We start from the raw sequence: 16,409 nt of genomic DNA, 5'->3' as shown, positions 1-16,409 counted from the left end.
GTCCTGCCTTTTCTTATTCGCTTACTCGATACGCTTGATGTGGCTCATCGGTGCGTACGTCGTATTCACCGGAGTCCACGCCATAGGTCTGAGCCTCGATCCATTTGTCCTTTCCGTCTTTCTTGCCGGAGTAGATCGCAACGTGGTGTTCTGCTCCATCGCCGCCGATGAGAATGATGTCGCCAGGTTTCTTGTCCTCCCAGTCAACCTTTTTCAGGTGCTCGTCTTTAGCTTGTGCTTGTGTCTGGTGAGGTAGCTTGACCTTGCCCTTGGTAGCGACAGCCACCGCACGGAGAACAAGTCCGGAGCAGTCGTAGCCTTCTTCTCCGCCGTCTTGTCCCTTCGTCGGGCCGTTTTCGTCGCCACCGCCCCATACGTAGGGATAACCGAATTCTTTACGTGCTGCGGCGACAATGCGCTCGCCAAGCTCGCCAGACGGTGCCGGATCATCGCTGGAATCGCCGTTTCCGGCTTCGGTATCACAGCCGTCACCTACGTTGGCCTCGCCCAAGGCTTCAATTTCTTCCTCGGACAAGTCCTTGCCTGCACCGCGATATTTATCTACCAGTTTGGTCGCAATATCCGCTTCCTGCTGGTAAACGCCCGTACCCGTATCGTTTCCCTGAACCGTACTTGCGGCTGCACCTACTTCCATTCCTTGGTAATCGACGTCTTCGAGGTGCTCATAGAAGTTCTTCGCCTGAACTGCTGGGTTCATCAGTTCTTCTACATCACCCCAAATACCAACCTGCTGCTGGAAGGTGCCCACAGAGCCGTGGTCACTACTTACTGCATCGTGCGGGAAATCCAGCGACTTTTTGAGCTTTTCGGACGTCACATCGTCGGCCATACCGCTTTGTTCTTCTGGGGTAATAACTCCATCGTTGGCGTAGACCTGTAGCTGGGACTCGTGCTTAGCGGTAGCTACAGCAATCTGTCGACCTTTCTCATCGACGTGCATGCTCTCGCCAATTGCAACGATCTGCTTCGCCAAGGCGAGCTGACGGCCAGAAAGCCCCTCGAATCCGCCCTTTTCGTCAGCGGGCTGTCCGCTGCCTTTAGACTTGCTCTTCTTGCTGCCACTATCCGAGCTTTTCTTGCTTCCGCCGCCTACGGTCTCGGCCATAGTGTCAGCGAAGATCTTCGATCCAGATGGGCCGGGATGGACTCCATCAACAAGCATTCCGGGGTCTTTATTCGCCTCTGCTGCCCAGTCGAAGTAGTCATACCCAGACTTTTTCACCGAGTTATTAAAGCTGTCGGCGTGAGGTACACCGGCGATGGTCATAAGAACCAAGTTGGCGTCACCAATTTTGTCTTTAGCCGCGTCGAACTGGTCTTGTCCCACTTCGCCGTTCGTACCTAGGGCCATGACTACAGTGTCGAATTGGTCTCCGTCGTCGATTTCTTGCATACCGGCTGCGTATTGCTTGGAGTCTTTGGCCCTGACTTCGGCTCCTGGAATCGCGCTTTCGATTTGGCTGCGCGCACCGTTGGAGATGGAATCGCCTACGACAAGGACTTTTCCTCCGCCGTCCGAGTTCTTTTTAGAGTCTTTGTCCTTCTTGTCGGAATCTCCGCCGCCCTTTTTGCCTTCTTCGGCCTTTTCCAGCCATGGCTTAGGGTCGACGCGCTCACCGCCTGCTGCTCGGTCGCCTTCGACAACCTCGAAGTGCAGGTGGGGGCCAGAAGACTGACCGGCACTGCCCATATCAGCAATGTGCTGGCCCTTAGTAACTTTGTCGCCGGTCTTGACCTTGACCTGACCAGGTTCTTCGTGACCGTACACGGTTTGAATTTTCTTACCGTCGATGTCGTGTTCCACGACAACCCAGCCGCCGAATCCTTGCACGCCAGAGTCTTGGGCTTGGATAACGCGTCCATCTGCGAAAGCGTAAATAGGAGTTCCACGCGGGCCTGCGATGTCTTGACCGAGGTGCATACCGCCCTCGCGGGGGCCATAGGGCGAGGTTTCCTGGGTGGCTTCTTTATCACTCGGGTAGGCAAAGTCACCATCAACGACAACATCACCTGAGCCCGATCCGCCTTCATCTTCGGCACATACTTCATCTTCGTTCCCGCCGTCTAAGACAACGACGATGATAAGGACGAGGAACAAGACGATAGCCACGGCTATGCCGATAACCTTCTTCATCCGTCTTCACTCCTTAGTCGTCGCAGTCGTGCATTTTCTTCTTGCAAGCGCTCATTGCGCTTTTTAAGGCGGGCGATTTCACGTTGTAAGTGCTGAACTTGCTTAACTGTGGGCGAGGGCCACAGATTTTCTTCCTGCAGCCATTCCGTCAGCGTCGTACGCCCCATGCCCCAGTCTTTAGCGATTGCTTTTGCCGCTGCAGAGGCAGAGGAATACTCTTTCCACGTTTCCTCAAACTCCGCCATGGCCTGGCGCTTAGTGGACTCATCAAAAGGACTTACAAAGCCAGACATCTATGCACCCTCACCTTCCAAGAAGAAGTCCTCGAAGCGAGCGTTCGTATTGTGCAGCTGCTCTTGAACTTCAGTCGGAAACAGCATTGTCTGTACCGGAATGCCCGGTGAACCGTCTTTAGCTGGCTTAATCATGAATCGTCCACGGCCAGGTGGGGTTGCCCTCGCGCCACGTGTACGCGAGCGTGCAGGCGGCGCACCACGAGACCACGAAACAATCATTTCTGCTTCTGCAGGAGAAAACTCCAACTGCGTAGACAAAATATCTAGCTCACTGGTGGGAAGACCGCCGCAGATAACCATGCCAGCACGCTCAATAAAGCCCATTGCTGTCTTGCGGTCTTCCTCCGTCGGCAAAGCCTCTAGGTCTTTGAAAGTGTGGGTAATCATAAACAGCGCAGTAGCATCCGTACGGTTCAGACGGGTCAAAGCGTCAATCTGGCCGACCATGCCCGGAGCTGACGAGAGCACCTGCCACATCTCATCGAGGCAAAGATTGAAGTAGCGCTGGGGGCCAAGGCCGGCATCGGCAAGCATGTGCGAGGCCTCAATAGCGCCGAAAGCAGAACCCCAGCAGGCCATCATGACCGCTGCCTTCATAGCGGAATCACCGCGATCAATAGCGGAGACGTCGATACAAATAGCCGGAGAATCTACCTCAATCGGAGTAGTAGTCTGACCGTCAAAAATACGGCCAGTAGCACCATCAAGCAGGGCATTAAGCGAGAGAACCAAGGAGTCAATGCGCGCATTCCACTGTTCGTTAGTCTCTGCTCTGCCGAGCTTGCGCAGCCATTGCGGGCCGCGCTCGATGTAGGCGATCAGGTCTTTGAGCACTGGCGGGTTTTCCCAGTCAATGCGCTCTTCTTCATACATCCCGCGCAGTGCAGCGGAAATAAGCATGGACTCATAGTCTTGAACGCCACCACCGCGACCTAAGCTAACCAGCGTGGTCACCATCGTGACCTGACGGCCATGGACTTGCTCTTTTGCGCGGTTGAGCAGGTCTTCAATTCCTTGCAGGGAAATCTCTTCATCTTCGGCAGACTCCCCTGCTTGCTCGCGGGCAGCTAGCTCTGCGCGCTTGGCTTCCAGCTGTGGGATAACACGACCGAGGGCGCCCACGTCGAGGGGATTAATGTGGCCGTAGCCGTGGCCGACGGTAATGACTTGGCCGTGGACTTGGTGGGTAAAGCCGACGTATTCGCCTTTAATATCGCCTGCGGCAATCGTAATCTGCCCATTGGAGGCACCTCCCATGAGCATTTTGCGCACCAACGTGGACTTTCCTAGCGACGGGAGCGAGAGAATAAAGCAGGAAGGGTTAGCGATAATTCCTTCTCGAAACCATGACAAGGGGTCACAGCCTACTGCCGCACCCGTAGTGACATGGCGACCTAGTGGCGTTCCGATAATCGGTGCCGGGGCACCAATAACATTAGGGTTGAAGCCGCAACCTAGGTTGGTCGTCGTCTGCCACTCCATCGGGCCATTTTGCACGGCCATATAGCCTGCGTGGTGTCCAGTAAAGCCACGCGGTTTCATCATCGTAAACGGCTTTTCCCCGCGCACCGGCATAGCTCCACCAGCGCGCCGACGCTGCCGTTCAATAGCATCGGCGTGCTTCTGGCTTGTCTTTTTCCACTTGCGGTAACGCCTGCCCTCACTCGACCAACGCGAAGGTGTCTCTTTCTCCCCGTCCAAAATCTGCTCATGCAGGGTAATCATCTCTGCGTCGTGCGTGCCCATTGCTTTAATCCGCTCCCTAAAGTCCGTTGTCTTAAACCGTTACTTTTTCTGCGTCCCAAACCAGCTCGCCAATTCCCAAACCAGCGAGAAAGCCCGCCATTTGCCGCCCGTAAATACGGCGCACCCGCAAACGCTCAACCGCTGATAGTTGGCCGATAAGTGTTGCTGCCGCGTCTTCAATCTGGCTCACGCTGGTTGCTGCTGCGACAGTGAGCACTCCTGAGTGACGTCCCAGATCGTTTTCTTCTGCCTCCGATCCTGGCCTGAAAATGCGTGTCCAGCGCGCAACGCCTGCAAGCTCGCCTTCTAGCACCAATTCGCGCAACAAGGCGTCTAGGTCGCCGTCGTCCATGACGTCGAAACTGACTGCTGCCATATCGTCAAAGGTGATAGTTGCAGTCGTTTCTTTTACCGTGTCCACCGGCAGTTCTGGCCACTGACCGGTCTTTGTGCCCACGGCACTAGCTACGCGCTCATAAATTTGCTCTTCGGTCATAGGGGTCGAGACCACCTCACCGAATTCATAGAAGTCAGGCAGCTGTGCAGCCAGACGGGTCAGCGCCTCATTAGAATCTTTGCGCTCGGCTTTATCTAGCTGTTTGAACGTCACCGCCATGTAGCTGCCTGTAGCGTCGACCGTGTATGAGGTAGCAATAACCGACTCGTCTTCGGAAATAGCCTGCTCCCAGTCCCAGATCTGACCAGAATCAATTTCATCGGGATTTTCTACCTGGAAACACACCGTCGCCGTCGCGCGCGGGGTTTGGCGAACAACAGCACCGAAAGAAAAGCCTGCCTTATCGCGTGAGGTATGAAGCTTCACATTCACTAAGCGTGAAAGAGTCCGACCTGTCTTGTTTTTGTTTCCAAAAAGTCCGAAAAGCACTTAACTTCCCCTATCCTTGTGCCGCCAGTGCCGAGGTGGACTCCTTTGTCCACGGAATCTGTCCCAGTCCGCAGGAGGTAATAAACCCTGCGTCTTGCTGGCGCGACATCTCACGCAGTCGCAAGTTAGCTTGTGCACCGAGCTGTTTGACGTCGTGGCGAATACGGCCCAGAAGCTCTTCGTCTTCTGTCGTGGCCGTGACAAACAAGCTGTAGCGTCCCAACTGTGCACCGCGTGCTTGTGCTCTACGCGCTGCTTCGGTGTGCTCCAGGCGCATTTCGGCAGCAGCTGAACGAATCTTTTTTGAAGAGTTAGCTGCCACCATGGCGTCACGGTGTTCTGCCTCCACGCGCGAGGCACCAGTACCAGCCTCATACGGTCGGTAGACCAGCGCAACGCGCTTACGATCAATGCGTGCATGCGGAGCAATCAAGTTGCCAAGCAAAGTATCTTCAAAAGTCGAACGAGGCGCGGAGGCCATTTCCCACGTCACGGAAGACACTCCCTCATGGCGATAGACGTTCTTCCGCACATCATGAAACGCTGGGCCTGCGTCAAACCATTCCAGTTCATGAGCCTTGCCACTTACTGAGATTTCCTCAAAATCACCCTCGGCAGCGGGGTTAAAGAATTTATGTGCCCGCGCGCAAACCGCCTCTGCACTCATAGGTGCGGCTTGAATGCCCGACCAAGTCAGTTCTTCATACAAGCTGGGAAGACGGGTGCCGATAAGCTGTAGGAAGCTCGTATCATCGGTTTCTGCCACGCTGACCTTGAGCGTGACTGCGATATGCGCTTCTGTTTCCGGAATTCCTACCGACAGTTCATCGGAAGCTTCCTGCATAATGCGTTTTGCTACCTCGGGGGCATCGTCGTGAACTGTAGCTTGGACTTCCTTAGCCACTAGTTCTCCGGTATCCGGGCGAGAGTTCGTCACAAAGACTGTGGAGACCACATCACCAGACAAGGACAGTCCAGCCAACCACCGGCCCCAGTTAGCTGTCATATCGTTGCGCTCTTCTTGAGTCATAGCGGTTTGTCCCGACAACTGGCAATCGAATAAGACGGTAGCTTCGCGACGGTGACGGTCGAAGACCACACCAAAATCGCGGCCCACTGCGTCTGTTCCTTCCAGAAGCTCTGTACGCGCCAGTGAACCGGGAAGCCGGTAACGACCTCCAGCTAAACGCGACGATGGGCCGGAAATATATACGTTGTCGCCGTGTGCGCGGCGTCGCCAATCCTGGAAAATCATCTCTGATACCTGAGCAACTGAGCGCCCAGCTACGTTCAAAGACACCAGCAAAGCAATAATGACGGTAACGGGAAGTACCACCATAAAGCCTATTTTTTGCATTCCTCCCAGCTGGCACACCAAAAAGCCAATAAAGCCAGCGCCTAGCACAATGGTGGTCTTCATCGAAAAGCCACCGATACCAGTACGGCGGCTGGGCTGACCGAGTGCGTAAACGGGAACATCTACACTGTCTGCCATGGTTTCTTACCTCCTTACGTTTCCGTGATAATTGCCCTGCTGACCAATGGATTCATCGAGAATTCCTTGAATTTGGCGAGCTGCTGACCCTGCCGATCGGCCTGCTCTAGCTCCTTGTCCTGCTAATACGCGACCAGTACGCACACCTCTGTTAACACCCCGGCCAGCGCCTTGGGCCGCGCCCCGGGCGATATTGCGAGCCCGTGATCCGCGTGCTGCGCCTGTGCCGCTCATCGTGGTACGTCGGCCCGTACCTTGACTGGTAGCCCCGCTAGGGCCAGCACCAGAAGCACTAGCCGTAGCGCCAGAGCTAGCCGGACGGACACTCGCGCCCTCACTGCCAGAGGTGCTTGCAGCACCAGAGCCCGAACCACCTGGGGATACAGCATGTGAGCCACCGCCGCCTTGACGTGATCCGCCTCCTTGGCCAGAGCCAGAAGCAGTAGTTCCCGCATCGCCGCGACTTGCCGGGCCTGCTCCGCCAGAAGCACCAGAGCCTCCGGAACCTCCGGAACCTCCGGAGCCGCCCGACCCTCCAGAGCCGCCGCCAAGTGGACTGCCACCGGAGCCGCCGCCAAGTGGACTGCTTCCCGACCCTCCAGAGCCGCCGCCTGGAACCGCATTCTTCGCAGCAGCACCAGCCTTTGCGCCACCTATAGCGCCGCCAGCGCCGCCTAGTAGCGCGCCTCCAGCCATGCCGAGGGCTCCGCCTGCTGCTCCAGCCAAACCAGCAGCACCTGCCAACGCGGAGCCTGCTCCGCCTCCACCTGCTTGCGAGACAAACGGAGCAATTGTTCGTACCAAAGTCGGGCCGGAGAACCCGGCAGCAGCCAGCATAAGTACGGTCATAACTGCGGATTTCATGTCTTCGCCGCCAGAGGCTGATTGCCAAAAAGTCACGCAGTACAGCAGAGCAGAAATCGGCTTAAACAAAATGCAGGCAATCATCATAGACACCACGTGATTGAGACCTTGACGCCCCGTGTTGGTGTAAGAAAAGGCAGCCAACGCAGGTGTAATGCCGAGCGCAATAGGAAACAGCAAGGTACGCACCGCTAAGGAAACAATCTGCATGATTGAACCCGCGACTCCCACACCAGCAAGCGCCAGCATGAGAATTGGCCCGCCCATTTCCTCGTTGAGTTCAGAGGCTCCTAGGACTGACTCCGAATCACTAGCGCCGAACTGTTTCATCACCCAATCGGCAAGCTGATCAGAAGCAACCATGGCTCCTGTTCCCAAGCCCACAATGAGCGTTGAAAACAGTAAGTATCCGCCAATGTTCTTGCCCATACTTTCTAGGCCGTCTGCTACGCCTTGTCTTCGGTCGTAGGCCATATGCATGCCGCCGATAATCAGGGACGAAATCAGCGCCATACCTGCAATACCAAGCACAATGTTTTTCACGCCCTGGACGGAGCCATCCATGATGTTTTTGTCCATGCGCCAATCCATCCAGAACGTCATGACAGTCTGGAGCGCTTGGTTATTACCCTCAAGAACAGCCTTAGTGAAGTCACCGACTGGATCACCCCAGAACTCCGAAGCGCTTGCCGAAATGGCTTTCACTGGGTGCTTCACGCCTTCCGTGAAGTTACAGTCAAACTTTTCGAACGTTTCGAGAAGGGTGTCTTCCCAATCGTCCGGGGTAAGGGCCTCATCAATCTTTCGATCAATACTCCCCTCGGGGGAGTAATCTAATTCTGCTTGGCAATCTTCAACTAGCTGTTGGAATTCGTCCTTAGCCTCTTGTGCATTGGCAGGAGCTATGCCTGCCAGAGTCACGATTAAAGCAACTATTGCAGCTATCGGAAGCTTTTTTAGAAGCTCCATTCAGACCATCCATCTAGGTTTGAAATCTGCTTATTAGCAGGCTGTTTGACCGATTCAAGCTCGGTCTTCCAGTCGTCTGCTTCCCATACAGCAGACATGCGCACAACTATCCATGTTGGGTTATCCGTATCGCCGTTTTCATCGGTTGGAAGTGGGAGAGCCAGGTCACCAATTACACGATCGTCACCACAGCTAGTAATTTTGAATGCTTGCGGCGCTGCGCGGCGCGTAGCTTTCTCATCAGTATTTGCTGGGGACTTTTCAAGTTCTGCACGCAGCTTCTCAGCATTGTCTCCAGTGAAGTTCGTTTTCACAGCAGAAGTCGCGAGATCGCCGCCTCGGTACAAGTACGCATTAGAGTTCCACGCAGCCAGCATCGCAGCCTCTGCTGTGTGCGCGTAGTTTTCTGGAACTCCATCCTTAGTAACGCCACCAGGGCCTAAGTCTTCGCTCCATAGAGTCTGCATGTCATGGGTGCGCTCAATAGTCAGCTTCTCGGGGGAGTCGACGTCGCACTGTAGCGTGTCCTGTTTTTTAACTTGTCCGAGAGGCTTACCGACTTTAGAAGCTGGAGTTTTTATGCTTCGACCAAACACATCAGAGGTATCTTCTGACCATTCAGAAGCGCTCAAATCATCTTCGCTTTTCTCACTGGAATCTCTGTTGTCATCTTTGTTCACTTCCTGAGATTCTTCCCGGGACTCCCCCTCTTGGCTCGCACCTTTCCCAATGAAAAATGCGGCAACAATTGCGATGACAAGGACGATGATTGCAATGACAATCGCCCAGATTTTTCGGGAGTTCTTCATTTCCATGTGGCCTTCTTCCGCTGTTTGCGCTTTTACTGTGCGTATTCGGTAAAGCCGTCGAGGCTTTCTAGCTTGTGGAGGTCAGGGGCGTTTTCCTGGTCGGGAAGAACCAGCTTCCAATCGTCTGCTTGCCAGACAAGTTGCACGGGATAGACCGTGAGCCCGACGTCGGGATAGTCAGCTGCAAGTAGCACTTGTGCTTTGTCGTCGTTGTAGTTAGTGATTTTGAAGCCTTTGAATTCAGCGGCGTCTTTCTTATCGACATTTCCATTTACTGAAATCAACGAGCGTCCTTGTGCCCATTGATCACGACCTGGGCCGGGAGAGGTCATGTCAGAGGCAACGTCTGGCCATGTTTGATCGTCTGCCGTAGCCAGCATGACTTGGCCGTTAATAGCTGCTTGTACCGCTCCTTGCGGGGTGTGGGAGTAGCCGTGCGGTACGGGACTAGTCTCTTCTGGCCCGTCGTTGGAATCCACCGGCGTACCGATCCCCCCGACCGAAGACCACGAAGCGTTCTCGGGTGCTGCTTCTAGGTCAACGGTGGGCTGATCGCTCGCCTCGGTGGGCTGCTCTGACTCGTCGGAGCCACAGGCAGCTAGTCCAAGCGTGGCCGCGACAATGGCTGCGGCTGCGCTGAGGCGGGTGATGTTCATGGTTTCCTTTCGGAGGTTTAAGTAGTTAGACGAACCACGACGCGATGGTGGCAGCAGAGCTAGCGATAAGAACGCCGAGGGCGATTTTCAGTGCGGCAGTTGTGGGGGACGTTGCCGATACTGCTTCGCCACGGTTTTTGTCTGCGGCCAAAAGAGCGCCGAGAACAATTACTGCGATAACGGAGACGGCTAGCGATACATACAGTGCGTATTGGAGCCATTGCCAGCCAGTTCCCCACACTTCTTGTGGAAGATCTTGTGGGGTTGATGGTGGGCCTTGGGCGATAATCACGAGCGGTTCTCCTTACGTCTGGGGGCTAAATGAGTGCTGCGACGATGGTTCCGGCGCCGCCGATAACCAAGCAGCCGACGCCGACACGTAGCGCGGCAGAGGTGGCTTCTTCGCTGGTTCCTTCGCGGCGGGAGAGAACCATGGATGCGCCGATGGAAATCACGCCAGCCACGGCAACGACCAGGCCGATATAGACGCCGAAGTTGAGGCCGCGGTCTACTTTCTCGCCGAAGTCGCCGGGGGCTTGTGGGTTTAGGTCTTGGCCAGGAACCTGGGCAAGGATTTGAGAGTGGATATTGGCGGCGGTTTGGGTCAGGGACATGGTCTTTTCCTTTCGGTTAGAGGTGTTTGTTGGCTTCGCGGGCGCGGTCTACGAGGTCTTCACCGATGTCTCGCACCGATTTGTGAACGCGGTTGGGGGACGGTTTTTTCTTTTGCCAGAACTTGGTGGGTTCTTCCTCCTCGGGTTCATCATCAAGTGGCGACCACTGGGGCAGGTCACTGACGGTTGACTCGCGCCAATCGTCGAAGTAGTCCACGCGCCAGATAGTCGGGACAGTCTTTTCCAGCACAGTGATTCGTTGTTCTAGGCTGCGTGGTAGCTTTCCGGGAGCGTCAGCAACCAAGATGATTCCCAAGACGCGGCACCCTCCGGTCTTATTGGACTGATCCTGTAGTGCCAGGTCGTGTGCTGCCTCTAGTCCTGCACGGGTGGTGCGCGCGACAATGACGCACCACGGGTATTTGTCGTGGACTGGCCACTGCTGGCCGGCATCACCGAATGGGGCGAGCGCGTGCGCTAGGTAAGTTGCTCCTGCACCGCCGTGGGCGGCAACGAGCCAGATAAGCGGATCCATCTCGCCTTCGGGAGCAAGCCGGGTATCTGCGAGTTCGTTGCCTAGCCCGGTAAGGGCCACACGCTTGAGTGGTTTCGGCTGTGCTACTGCCGTGTCTTGGGAGGTCATTAGCCCATCAGCTCCTTTTTGAAGTTGGTGACTTGGTCGAGAGCTTCCTTGGCTTCGTCTGCGCTGTAGGTGGAGTTATCAAGCCCTGCGTTCTGCACAGCGTCTGGACGTACTTCGTCTCCTGCTACATCGCGGCTAGAAGCAACGGCCCAGTCCACGGTGGCGTCGATAGCGCTACGCCCGTCTGCGGTTGCTGGCCTAGAACCATAGGAATTATGAGCGTTTCCGTGTCCTGCGGCTTGCACGGCTGTTTCGGCAAGCCCGTCACCGGTAATGCCCAGCACATCAATTTCCTTAAAGACTTCATCGGCCATGCCGGTAACCGTTTCTGGGGTTAGTACTTCTAGTGCAGCGTCAGCCAGCTTGGCGGCTGCTACTGCCAGTCCCGCCTTGGGGTTGGTGATTCCAGCTGAAGCCACCTGTGCCAGGTTCTCGACAGTAATGGCCTTTTTGGCGATGGTGATTCCCTTGCCCAGGGCCATGCCGCCGAGCTTGCTTACCGCAGCAACAGCGGATTTGCCCAGATCGCCGATTAGTTCGCCGCCTACAGGGCCGCGAGCTTCTTCCATGGACTTACTGCGTGCTCCATCGCGGGAGATCGTCGAGATAAGGTCTGCATTTCCTGATTGTCCAGCAGAAGCAGTCTCACTAGCGCTAGCGCTTGTCGACGGCTCTGTTTCTTCCGCCGTAGACGCAGGCGTCGATGTCTGCGAAGAGGTCTCGGCCTGTGCCGAAGTAGACGGGGCAGCGCTCGTGGTTTCACTTACGCTAGAAGAACCATTGCCCGTCGAGGGCGAAGCGGCTAGGCCGGGCACTTCGTTATCGCTGACAGATTCAACTTTGAAGCCGCCGTCTCCGAAGTCGATTCCATCGTCTTTCACATCATCAAGGCCGCCTAGCTGAACAGCCGGGCCAAGAGTATCGCTTACAGCCTTGAGGGATTCTTCTGGGTCGTGCAGGTCAAGACGCTCTGCGGTGCCAACCACCAGATCCGAAAGTCGACCGGAGATAGGCAAGTCGCAGACTAGATCACCTTCCGAGCACCACGAGGCGGTGCGATCGGCGAGTTCACCGAAGTCCTTCCCTCCAGTCTTGTCCAAGCCCATGCCTGCACCATCGAGTTTGTCTTGCTCTGGGGAATTGAACTCACCTACCTGCTTGGTGTGTCCACCGTCAGTACCAGGTACTGCTGCTGGGGTGGACTCTCCGCCCTGCATGACCTGTACTCCCTTATCGCGGGTGGGGTCAGAAAAGAGGGCAACGCCTGCTACTTTATCGGCTGGAAAGTCCGACTCGCCGGAGCCAATTTCGCGTGCGACGGTAGACGCTACCTGCGCACCTTGAGAATGACCGGCAAGAAAAACCTTAGTGTTAGGGCACTTGGCGGCTACCTCGTTGAGCACCTTGGCGGTGTTTTCCGCGCCTTTTTCCATCGACTCGGTGTAGGCGACTGGCGCAGACGGTTTCAGCCCCGGCACGATTGCTCCGCCTGCCGCAGCAGGGTACGTCACGTACGTACGTGCAATGCGCGTGCCGTCCTTTTCTACCGCGTCTTTTTCCTCAGTCTTCCACTCGTCTGTGTTGTTTTCTGGAGCGTCCTCCCACAGGGAGTCAGACGAATCTTCGCCCTCGGAGTCAGTGGAAGAGTCCTTGTCTCCACTTCCCCACTGATCGTTAGAATCCGACGACTTGTCGCTAGACTTGTCGGAATCTCCCCACAAGTCCGAATTGTCGCTTTTATCTTCTGCAGGCTCTTGGGAGTCTCCACCGCCCCACAAGTCGTTGGAATCGCCAGACTTATCGCCAGTGGAGTTATCACTGCCTCCCCACAGATCCTTAGAGTCTGCAGCAATCATCTGGGCATTGTCTTTAGTAACCGCCTCGGCAGTGGCCTTTGTCGAAGTAGCAGAAGAAGTGCTCTCTGCCGAAGAATCAGATGAGTCTTCGGCGTCTTCTAGGCTAATACCGCCCGACAAGTCTTTAGGAGTGCTTGGGTTGGCTTCGCGCATGGCAGGGCCAGCGATTTTCGAGCCGAAACCATGGTCGTGAGTAGAGTCCTCCTGCGCGGAGGTATCGAAAGTGCCATTGACAAGCACGAGCTGAATGTCGGCACATTTATCATCGGAGACATCTTTTTTATCGGTCTCTGTCTGGGCCATGGCGGTAGGCACTGACAGGCCGAACATGGCCACTATGGACGCGGTGGCAGCGTAAGAAAAAGCGTGTTTCAGCGGAGTCACCGTTTTAGTCCTCTCGTCCAATGGAGTCCACAGCCCACGAGCCGTTGGCCTCCTTTGCGGTTACTTTTTGCTTGTACAAGGTGGGCTTTTCTTCCTTGGGCTGCTTGACCTCTAGCTCTACAGAGGTCGTATCTCCCTCGGACGGCTGCATAGTCAGACACCAGGTCGTACCTTTAGGAGCAGCCTTGGGCAGAATCTTCATCCAGTTCTGCTTTTGCATATCGCTGTCCTTGGTCAAAGACGCCTTGACACCGTTGGCGTCAGCGTCAAAATAAGCCTTTTCAAACTTCGCGATTGCTGCGCGCGGGGAGTCTTCGGCCGACACGTCCACATCATTGTTTCCGCTACAGCGGGTGCCGACTTCCGCAACCTCAGAGGAGGTATCAGACACCGGTTGTGGGCCTTGTTGGTCAGCTTCTTCTGCTACCGGCGAGGACTGCTGTGAGTGCTCTTGCGAGGCAGTGTCCTCAGAAGAATCACCCATCTGGGCAAGGAAAGCGAAAGCACCAGCTCCTACAAGGGCAAACACACCCACACCAAGCGCGATAGGCAAGGCTACGCCGCGACTTTTCTTATCCTTGGCTGGCTTTTTCTCGCTTTTGTCTACAGAATCAGGGCGAGAAACCGCAGGTTCTTTTTCAGCTGCGGGCTTAGTTTTTGCTTTAGGCTTAGGTTTTTCTTCTACAGCCGGTGCTGTTTCCTCCGGCGTCTTTTCAGTCTGCGTATCGTCTACGCGACTTCCTTCCTCTTCCTTGGTGCTATCAAGGGCACGAAGGTCAGGTTTCGCGGAGTTTTGTTTGTCGTGATTATCGAGTGCGTCAAGCCAATCATCCATGGGTATTCCTCATTTCTCGGCTTAGGCCGCAAGCAGGTTAGACAGTCTTGTGGTCGATATTTACGTCCGCAGAAACAGCCCCCAACTCAGCCTGCTGCTCGGTAGGCAGATTCTCTACCTCGTCAATTACTGCATTGTGCAGGTTATTGAGTTTTTCCTGCCCGTATTCTGGAAGCGCCTTAGCAGCGTTTTGACCGGCCTGCTGCGCCCAAGCGACTTCCTTGGCCGGCAAGGCAATGGTGTTCTCGCCTGCCGCAGTAGAGATAGTGACGTCACCGTCAAACGGCTGGGCCTGCCCCTGTGCCGTCACCGTGATTCCTGGAGCCGACACAGTGGCCGTAGCGCCTTCTACCTCGTTGGTTTCTACCGGCGCTGTTGGCTGCTGCTCTGGCTGGTCTGCCACTGGCTGCTGTGCAATTTCCTCACCAGCAGGTGCCGATTCTTCCACGGCAGGTTGTACAGGTTCTGCAGGCTGGGCAGTCTCCACTTCCTCTGGCTGTGGGTTGGTGTTGGCGACTACTTCCTCAGCTGGAGCCTCATGCTGCGGGGCGTTTTCTACATCGTCAGAAACAGGCTCTGGGGTGTAGGCAGGCTCCGTTTCCACTTCGGAGTTTTGGGAGTCAGTGGTGTGTACAGCAGGCTCATAGGTGGGCTGCTGGGTATTGTCTACCGGCTCGCTCGGGGTCTCGGGCTGGACGGCTGGCTGCTCGGAGACGATTTCATCGCTCCACTGTGGGGTGGTGGAATTATTGGTGGTATCTCCGTTGTCAGATTCCACCGGATTCGGTGCAGGAGTTTCAGTCTCCGTGCCTGGCTGAGCCTGCTGCGAGGCCTCTGCAGGGGTCTCCGTTCCCGGCTGCGCATTGTTTGCTGGCTGAGAAGGAATGTTGCCTTGATTAGGAAGTTCGGCGTTCACATCTGTTCCTGGCTGGGCCTCATTAGCAGCAGGTGCCGATTCTTCATTGCCACTCTCGTCGCTACCTGCGTTCTCGGAAGCCTCTGTGCCTGGTTGGGCTTGTTCTGCTTCCTCAGCTGGAGCCTCATCGGCACTAGTGTCCGTGCCCGGCTGAGCTTCAGATGCCTCTTCTGCCTGCGCGGTGGCAGCACCTACGCCGGTTACAGCGCTAAGCGCGACCAGCGTGGCGGCACTGGTGGAAATAGCGGTGCGAATCTTGACCATTGGTCCCTCTCTACAATGTGGGTTTCATCTTCTCGTTCTGCGCATTCTGCGCATTCTGCGCGTTCTGCGTCGTACCCCATTGTGGCGCAAGTCCTGTGCCATTCCAACAGCAATTGTTTATTATTTTTGCCTTTTAACTTCCCCCAAGGTTTTCACATGCGTTTACTTTCCCTTTATGCGCTGGGGCTTTCTCCTTTATTTACCGGAATTCCCGAATTTAATTCACAGCAATAAAACGGGCCAATACCCCCATTTCGGGGCGGGTGTTAACATTCCTATTAGTTGATGATATGTCCGCATTTTGCCGCTTTTTACAGAAAAACACCCCAGAATGGAACATTCTGGGGTGTCTAACCAGCCCTAACTGGCAAGAAAGCTACAGCTTTCGCTACTCCTGCGGGGGTATCCCGTTGAGCAATTCTTCTAAGGAAGATTTTGGAATCCGGTATCGACCACTCGGCAAGCGGACAACTCCGTCAATTTTTCCGGACGCAGCCCACGCCTGCACCGAACGTCGAGAGACGTTGGGAAGCAGTTCTGCAGCTTCTCCCGAGGTCAGCCACACTTCTTCGTTGGTCTGCTCAGCGTCTCCTGTAGTCATGTCGGTCATATTACATCCACTCCAGCTGGCGTCAATCACGCGATTGGCACACTCTGCGCGTTCTGCGCGTATTGCGCCTTTTGCGCTTTTTGTCTATTCTCGTTTCTACCTCGGGCCATAAAGCTGGCTTTGTCGAGGTTTTCTTGAACCATTTTATCTAGGTAACACTTAGCCCTGCTAGGAGGGCATTTATGGATACCAAAGTCACCTTTCGTATTGATGCACACCTCAAAGAAGAGCTGCATCATATGGCTATCTGTCAGCATACAACGATGAATGCGCTGATCGTTCAGGCCATTTCTGAGAGTCTTGCCAGATACCTTGGAGAACGCTGTCTGGTTAAAAAAGGTCTAGCGCACTAGGTTTTTAGCCCCATAGAATTCGGGGCCATGGCGAGGAAGAAGAAAGAAGACCCCAATC

16 protein-coding genes are annotated in these 16,409 nt (G+C 55.3%); 1 reads left to right on the top strand and 15 read right to left on the bottom strand.

Annotation, left to right across the window (positions count from 1 at the left end; translation table 11 throughout):
• Positions 1-13 precede the first annotated feature (13 nt).
• From QP908_RS09715 to QP908_RS09645, 15 genes are all read right to left on the bottom strand, one after another.
• Complete coding sequence (locus tag QP908_RS09715) at positions 14-2,155, bottom strand: peptidoglycan DD-metalloendopeptidase family protein (RefSeq protein ID WP_070624143.1); 2,142 nt, start codon at positions 2,153-2,155, stop codon at positions 14-16.
• Positions 2,152-2,448, bottom strand: coding sequence for a hypothetical protein (locus tag QP908_RS09710; protein WP_070420736.1), 297 nt, complete (start codon positions 2,446-2,448; stop codon positions 2,152-2,154). Before QP908_RS09710 ends, QP908_RS09715 begins: the two co-directional genes overlap by 4 nt.
• Positions 2,449-4,197 (bottom strand): ATP/GTP-binding protein, encoded by a 1,749-nt coding sequence (locus QP908_RS09705; protein WP_070624145.1) that lies wholly within the window; start codon positions 4,195-4,197, stop codon positions 2,449-2,451.
• 31 nt (positions 4,198-4,228) lie between these two features.
• Positions 4,229-5,083, bottom strand: coding sequence for a hypothetical protein (locus tag QP908_RS09700; RefSeq protein WP_141752579.1), 855 nt, complete (start codon positions 5,081-5,083; stop codon positions 4,229-4,231).
• 10 nt (positions 5,084-5,093) lie between these two features.
• On the bottom strand, positions 5,094-6,578 hold the full coding sequence (locus QP908_RS09695; protein ID WP_070624149.1) for an SCO6880 family protein: 1,485 nt from the start codon (positions 6,576-6,578) through the stop codon (positions 5,094-5,096).
• Positions 6,579-6,584: 6 nt separating this feature from the next.
• Entirely contained in the window at positions 6,585-8,411 is a 1,827-nt protein-coding gene (locus QP908_RS09690; protein ID WP_083309034.1) for a hypothetical protein, read from the bottom strand.
• Positions 8,399-9,226 carry a DUF8175 domain-containg protein gene (locus tag QP908_RS09685; RefSeq protein WP_070624155.1) on the bottom strand — a complete coding sequence of 276 codons (828 nt, stop codon included), beginning with the start codon at positions 9,224-9,226 and terminating at the stop codon, positions 8,399-8,401. The genes QP908_RS09690 and QP908_RS09685 overlap by 13 nt, the downstream gene beginning before the upstream one ends.
• Positions 9,227-9,252: 26 nt before the next feature.
• Complete coding sequence (locus QP908_RS09680) at positions 9,253-9,876, bottom strand: DUF8175 domain-containg protein (RefSeq protein ID WP_200441832.1); 624 nt, start codon at positions 9,874-9,876, stop codon at positions 9,253-9,255.
• A 25-nt stretch (positions 9,877-9,901) separates the two neighbouring features.
• Positions 9,902-10,168, bottom strand: a complete 267-nt coding sequence (locus tag QP908_RS09675) for a hypothetical protein (RefSeq protein WP_237799995.1) — start codon at positions 10,166-10,168, stop codon at positions 9,902-9,904.
• 25 nt (positions 10,169-10,193) lie between these two features.
• Positions 10,194-10,490: a hypothetical protein gene (locus tag QP908_RS09670; RefSeq protein ID WP_200441833.1), complete on the bottom strand. Its 297-nt coding sequence runs from the start codon at positions 10,488-10,490 to the stop codon at positions 10,194-10,196.
• Positions 10,491-10,506: 16 nt separating this feature from the next.
• Positions 10,507-11,133 carry a DUF6668 family protein gene (locus tag QP908_RS09665; RefSeq protein WP_200441834.1) on the bottom strand — a complete coding sequence of 209 codons (627 nt, stop codon included), beginning with the start codon at positions 11,131-11,133 and terminating at the stop codon, positions 10,507-10,509.
• The gene (locus QP908_RS09660; RefSeq protein WP_200441835.1) at positions 11,133-13,373 is read right to left on the bottom strand and encodes a cutinase family protein; all 2,241 of its coding nucleotides are present in this window, start codon (positions 13,371-13,373) and stop codon (positions 11,133-11,135) included. The genes QP908_RS09665 and QP908_RS09660 overlap by 1 nt, the downstream gene beginning before the upstream one ends.
• 4 nt (positions 13,374-13,377) lie before the next feature.
• Entirely contained in the window at positions 13,378-14,208 is an 831-nt protein-coding gene (locus QP908_RS09655) for a DUF8176 domain-containing protein (RefSeq protein ID WP_284772173.1), read from the bottom strand.
• A 37-nt stretch (positions 14,209-14,245) separates the two neighbouring features.
• A complete protein-coding gene (locus tag QP908_RS09650; protein WP_284772172.1) occupies positions 14,246-15,388 on the bottom strand; it encodes a hypothetical protein in 1,143 nt (380 codons plus the stop codon).
• 388 nt (positions 15,389-15,776) lie between these two features.
• Positions 15,777-15,989 (bottom strand): helix-turn-helix domain-containing protein, encoded by a 213-nt coding sequence (locus QP908_RS09645; protein ID WP_168162316.1) that lies wholly within the window; start codon positions 15,987-15,989, stop codon positions 15,777-15,779.
• Positions 15,990-16,180: 191 nt separating this feature from the next.
• Here QP908_RS09645 and QP908_RS09640 point away from each other — a divergent pair, with 191 nt between their 5' ends.
• Entirely contained in the window at positions 16,181-16,351 is a 171-nt protein-coding gene (locus QP908_RS09640; protein ID WP_156794356.1) for a hypothetical protein, read from the top strand.
• Positions 16,352-16,409 lie beyond the last annotated feature (58 nt).

Source organism: Corynebacterium sp. MSK204, assembly GCF_030229885.1.
Classification (GTDB): Bacteria; Actinomycetota; Actinomycetes; order Mycobacteriales; family Mycobacteriaceae; genus Corynebacterium.
The sequence above is the reverse complement of the archived record's forward strand: the minus strand, read 5'-3'. Positions and strand labels throughout refer to the sequence as shown.